General features: G+C 71.6%; 4 protein-coding genes and 1 pseudogene. 2 read left to right on the plus strand and 3 right to left on the minus strand.

Features of this window, described 5'->3' with window-relative positions; all coding sequences use genetic code 11:
- Positions 1-281: 281 nt before the first annotated feature.
- Positions 282-644, minus strand: coding sequence for an STAS domain-containing protein (locus E1193_RS29830; RefSeq protein WP_132186481.1), 363 nt, complete (start codon positions 642-644; stop codon positions 282-284).
- A 349-nt stretch (positions 645-993) separates the two neighbouring features.
- Here E1193_RS29830 and E1193_RS32220 point away from each other — a divergent pair, with 349 nt between their 5' ends.
- On the plus strand, positions 994-1,140 hold the full coding sequence (locus E1193_RS32220; protein ID WP_165945858.1) for a hypothetical protein: 147 nt from the start codon (positions 994-996) through the stop codon (positions 1,138-1,140).
- A gap of 219 nt (positions 1,141-1,359) precedes the next feature.
- Positions 1,360-1,761, plus strand: a complete 402-nt coding sequence (locus E1193_RS29840; RefSeq protein ID WP_132186482.1) for a hypothetical protein — start codon at positions 1,360-1,362, stop codon at positions 1,759-1,761.
- A gap of 143 nt (positions 1,762-1,904) precedes the next feature.
- Here the strand turns inward: E1193_RS29840 and E1193_RS29845 are convergent, their stop codons facing one another.
- Together E1193_RS29845 and E1193_RS29850 are read right to left on the minus strand one after the other, a co-directional pair.
- Entirely contained in the window at positions 1,905-4,655 is a 2,751-nt protein-coding gene (locus tag E1193_RS29845) for a cellulose-binding domain-containing protein (RefSeq protein WP_132186483.1), read from the minus strand.
- A gap of 162 nt (positions 4,656-4,817) precedes the next feature.
- A pseudogene (locus E1193_RS29850) lies at positions 4,818-5,242 on the minus strand (hypothetical protein); the annotation flags it as partial.

The following is a 5,242-nucleotide window of genomic DNA, read 5'->3' on the forward strand; positions in this document are numbered from 1 at the left end:
GTGGGGGCTCGCGCCCACGCCCCGGCTGACCGTGACCGTCAACCAGCGGCGACCAGCCGGAACTCTACCCGCACCGGGAGCGGGCAGGGCGTTGGCCGGCGCGAGGACCACGCACGGCGTCGTGCCACCGGCTGAACGGACGGCAGGAAGCCGGCGCGGCCACAGTCGGGCTGGTCGCCGGGAACCACTCCGCGCTCGACCGGCTCCGAATCGCTGATTGCCCGCCGACCGGCTCCGAATCGCTGATTGCCCGCCGACCGGCTGGCCGGCGGGCACCCGGGTCACGCGCCGGGCAGCACCTCGCGGGCCGCGGCGCCGGCGAAGTAGGGCTCCGGAGCACCGAAGAGGCCCAGCAGGCCGGTCACCCAGAGCTGCCGGTGCACGAACCGGCTCGGCTCGGTGACCACCAGCTTCACCCCGCTGACCTCGGCAGTCTGGAAACCGGCGACCATCGCGCTGATGCCCACGGAGTCGATGAAGGTGACGAGCCGCATGTTGAGCTCGATCCGGGACGGACGTCCCTTCGCGAGCACCTCGGCGATCGCCTCACGTACCTCGTACGCGGTGTCGACGTCGATCTCCCCACGCGGAGCGATCTCGATGACACCACCAGGCAGAACCGATTTCACGATCGACAGGCTCACGCGAGCACCTCCACTCGCCCGTTACGGGCGCCTCATCAGTACGCGGGCCGCGACCGAGAGTATTCCTCCAACGGCCTCGGTCGCCACCCCTCGGGATGAGCAATTCGCGGATCCAGCCGGATCGGACCGTCTTCACCGCATCGTTCCTGGTCATGTTGTCGTCGGTGGACGGCCCGGTCGGACCGCCCCAACCGCCCCAGGGTAGCTGCCCCGGTCCACCCCCGGCCGGACCCGACGCACCGGGCGAGCCCGCGCCGGTTTGCGTCGCATGGGTCGCAGGGAATCCTCGGGTTTGCCGGGGCTGCCTAGCCTCGGCGGCAGAGACCCCACCACGACCGAAGGATTTCCGATGATCAAGAGACTGCTCGCTCTGACGGGTGTAGGCGCGCTGCTCGCCCTGGTGCTGGCCTGCGGCTTCGGCGGCGGGGGCGACGACGACGATGACGACGGCGACGACTTCGCCCGCCGCGCCGCCACCGTGGTCGTCCTCCCCTGACTGCGTCCCTCCCGCCGACTTCTGTCGGCAATTTGTCAGCAGTTCGCGCCGGATCGCGGTGTCCCTCGCACCGGACACCGCGATGCGGCGCAGCCGGGGACACCGCACCGGTTTGGGAGGTGGCCCGGCGGGGCACTGGCCGTCACAGGCGGACCGTGACGTGCTAGACACGTCGGCGTCCGAAGTGGCCGCAGACTTCGGCACCCGAGGAGGCAACACATGTTCGGCACCAACCTGCTGGAGCGCCGCAGCAAGCCGGAACGGATCGCCGACCACGCCTGGCAGCAGCTCGCCACGGCGGTGGGATCCGCCGGCGACAGCGTCCGCGACGCCGCCATGTCGGTACGGCACGGCGCGCACCTCTCCGACGCCGGCGAGGTTGTCGGCTCGGCCGCCGACGAGGCCCGACGCCGCGCCACGCTCGCCTTCGACGCGCTCGCCGGCCGCCGCCCGGCGCTGCCGTGGACGCTGCTGATCAGCGCCGCGCTGGTCGGCACCGCGATCGGCTGGGCCGCCGGCACCGCCGCCCGGGCCGCCGGCAGCCGCGCGGGCCGCGAGGCGGACGACATCGAGTTCGTCGACGTGGACCGGCCCAACTCCCCCGCCGAACTGGACGGCTGAATCCGGGGCGCACCCTCGGATTCCCAGCCAGGCGGCCGCGGCTTCGCCCGACCCGGGGTACGTCCGAGGGGCGGTCCCCGGTGCCGGGGCCGCCCCTCGTTTCCGGCACGCCCCGGCGGCCGGACGGCCGCCGGGGACACCGGTCAGCGGGCTGGGATGGCGGTGCAGGTGAGGAAGGGCACCGAGTTGGTGCCGGTCCAGCTCGCGATGAACCCGAAGCTGGTGGTGGCGCCGGCTCCGAGGTTGCCGTTCCAGTCGGCGTTCCTGACCACCACCAGGGTTCCGTTCTGGGTGAAGTTGCCACCCCACAGCTGGGTGATCCGTTGCCCGTCGGCGAAGCGCCAGTTCACCGACCAGCCGCTGGCCGGGGAGCCACCGTTGCGGATGCTCACCTCCCCCTGGAAACCGCCCTGCCAGGAGCTGGTCACCTTGTACGTGGCCGTGCATCCCCCCGCCGGGACCGGCGTCGTCGGCGGCGGGCCGCTCGGCGACGGGCTCGGTGAGCTGGGCGACGGGCTCGGGGTGGTCGGCGACGGGCTGGGCGAGGTCGGCGACGGGGTCGGGGTGGTAGGCGTCGGCGTCGGGTTGCCGCCCTGCCGGTCGGCGACCATGATGCCCCGGCCGTTGGTGCCGAGGTAGACCCGGCCGTAGACCCGAGGGTCACCGGTGAGCGCCTCGCCCGCGTTGCCGTACTGGTGCTGGTCGTCGTTGATCCGTACCCAGGCCGCGCCGGCGTTGTCGGAGCGGTACACGCCGTGCTTGCCGTCGACGGTGCCGATGACGAACAGCGCCGGGTAGGTCTGCCCGGGAGCGGCCTTGCCGAAGCCCACGCTGATCGACGAGGTGACGGCGGGCAGCTTGGTGAAGCTGGCCCCCGAGTTGGTGGAGTGCCACAGGCCGCCGGCACCGGCCAGCCAGATGTCACCGCTCCTGCCGGGCAACGCCTTGAACCGGACGTCGCCGGTGCTGGGCAGCCCGGTCGCGGCGGTCGCGGTGAAGCTGGCCCCGCCGTTGGTGCTCACGTAGAACCTTCCGCCCCGGAAGCCGTAGAAGGTGTTCTTGTCGACCCGGTCGGACTCGACGACCGCGTTGGCCGGGATGCCGGTGGCCGCGGTCCACGAGGTGCCGAAGCCGACCGAGCGGACCACCTGCTGGCCGGCGTCGCCCGGGGCCCAGACGAACTGGCTGCCGTCGGCGGACGCGGCCACCGTGCCGCCGCTGTTGACCCCGGACGGCTCGGTGCCCTGGAACCAGTTGGCCCCGCCGTCGGTGGAGAACGCCACGTGACTGTCGTTCGGCCGGTCGGCGTCGGTGAAGTCGCCGGCCCGCACCATCACCGACGGGTTGTTCTCGGCGTAGTCGAGGCTGGTGGTGCTGGTGAAGTTCGGCTGGGTGAACATCATCGACGGCACCGCGTCGAGGTTGGTGTGCCGGAAGCCGCCGATGTCGCCGAGCGCGCTGACCAACGGTGCGCCCGACGGCGGGCTGATCAGGTCCCGCACGTTGGTCTCCTCCAGCCCCCGGACCATCGGCCGAATGGTGAACTGCCCGCCGGTGTCCCACCTGGTGAGGTCGGTACTGCCGTAGATGGTCGCGCCGGTGCCGTACAGGAAACGGTTGGAGTCGTGCGGGTCGATCTCCACCGACTCGTTCATCCAGCCGAGCTTCGGGGTCTCCTCCGGCGGGGACGGGTTGCCGCCGAAGGTCAGCCAGGGCACCGAACTGACGTCCATCTTGTACTTCTTCACCCGCTCCGGGTAGCTGCCCCAGTCCCACACCCGGGTCCACGTGGCGCCGCCGTCGGTGCTGCGCCAGAAGATCGCGTCCGGCCACCAGGAGATCTGCGTCGCCACCATCAGCGTGTTCGGCTGCTGCCGGTCGATGGTCAGGCCCGAGTAGCCGAAGTACGCGTCGGTGCTCGACGACGGAATGGGGCTGATCTGCGTCCACGCGCCGGTGGCCCGGTTGAACTTCCACACGTCGCCCTTGGCGCCGTCGTACGGGCCGCCGGTGTCGCTGGTGGCGATGTAGAGGTAGCCGCCGGCCGGATCCACCACCCCCTTGTGGGCGAGGTAGCCGGTGGGCTGGCCGGGGATCCGCTCCCAGGTCGTCCCGCCGTTGGTGGTGCGGTAGACGGGATTGTCCTTGTCCGCCACGCCCACGTAGATCGTCTGGGTGGCGCTGCCGGCCGTACCGGTGCTCTTGTCGAAACTGACCCAGGTCAGGCCCTGGTTCTGGCTCTGGTAGCCGCTGCTGTCGTCGGGGTCGGCCCGGTAGTTGCCGACGTTGGGGAAGTTGGCCACCTTGGCCCAGGTGGCACCGTGGTCGGTGCTGCGCCACAGGCCGTTGCCACCCTCGGCGCCGTAGTACAGGATGCTGTTGCGGTTCGGGTCGACCGCCAGCCGCTCCCCCATGCCCCGGCCGGGCATGTTGCCGCCGTTCTTGAACGGCAGCTCGGTGGCCTGCCAGGTGGCCCCCTTGTCGGTCGACCGCAGGATGGCCCCGTTGTTCGGATCCCAGTCGTTGGTGTACATGCCGACCGCGACGTACACCCGGTTGGTCTGGACCGGATCGGTGGCCAGGCTGACCACGCCGTTCCAGCCCCACCTGTCGTTGCCGACCCAGTCCAGCAGTGGCGTCCAGGACTGGGTGGCCTGCTCCCACCGGTACGCGCCGCCGATGTCGGTCCGGGCGTAGATGAGGTTCTTCTCGGTGGGGTTGAAGACGATGCCGGGGACGAAGCCACCACCATCGATCCGGACGTTGCGCCAGGAGTACGGCTCGGCCGCCGCCGCGGCGGCCGGTGGGGACGGAGCGACAGCGATCTGGACGGCCACGACGGCCGTGGCGGCGGCGAGCACGGACGTGACCGCGCCGGCGAGACTTCTCCGCATCTGCGGTTCCTCTCGGGGGATGCCAGCTGACATGGGTGCGACGCCGCGAAGCGTCGACAGGTGCGGAGAGCTGCCCTGGCTCCCCGCCGGCACGCTGGCTCCCGCTGCCGAGGAAGAAGTTCACGGTAGCGGGCGGGGGGGCAGGTATGGAAGCGCTCCCGGTCAGCCCTTCGGGTCGAGGTGGAAGACCACCGCGTCGGCGATCTGCTCGCGCCGGATTCCCAGCCCGTCGACCGGCCGGCCGGCGGCGTCCCGCCAGGGAGTTTCGGCGGCGTACCCGGGTAGCAGCACCACCGTGCGCACCCCCGCCGACCGCAGGTACGCCACCGAGGCGGCGTCCGGAAAACCCAGACTCATGACCCTGGTCCGCTCCTGACTGGCCGGGACGAACGAGGCGAGACCGTTGACGGTGCGCGGGAAACCGTCGGTGGACCAGAGCATCACGTGATAGTCCCGCGCGCCGCCCAGCGGCAGCACCAGCACCGGGCCCGGTACGCCGCGCAGCGCCGCCGGCGCGGCCGGCACCGGCACGTGCGGCGTCCGGTTCACCCCCTCGACCAGCACCAGCAGCAGCGGCAGCACCAGCA

Source organism: Micromonospora sp. KC606 (assembly GCF_004348675.1).
In the GTDB taxonomy this organism is placed as follows: Bacteria; Actinomycetota; Actinomycetes; order Mycobacteriales; family Micromonosporaceae; genus Micromonospora.

Excerpts from the sequence above, each read along its gene's own strand:
- E1193_RS32220 (WP_165945858.1), top strand. The coding sequence starts at position 994 with ATGATCAAGAGACTGCTCGCTCTGACGGGTGTAGGCGCGCTGCTCGCC.
- E1193_RS29840 (WP_132186482.1), top strand. The coding sequence starts at position 1,360 with ATGTTCGGCACCAACCTGCTGGAGCGCCGCAGCAAGCCGGAACGGATC.
- E1193_RS29845 (WP_132186483.1), bottom strand. The coding sequence starts at position 4,655 with ATGCGGAGAAGTCTCGCCGGCGCGGTCACGTCCGTGCTCGCCGCCGCC.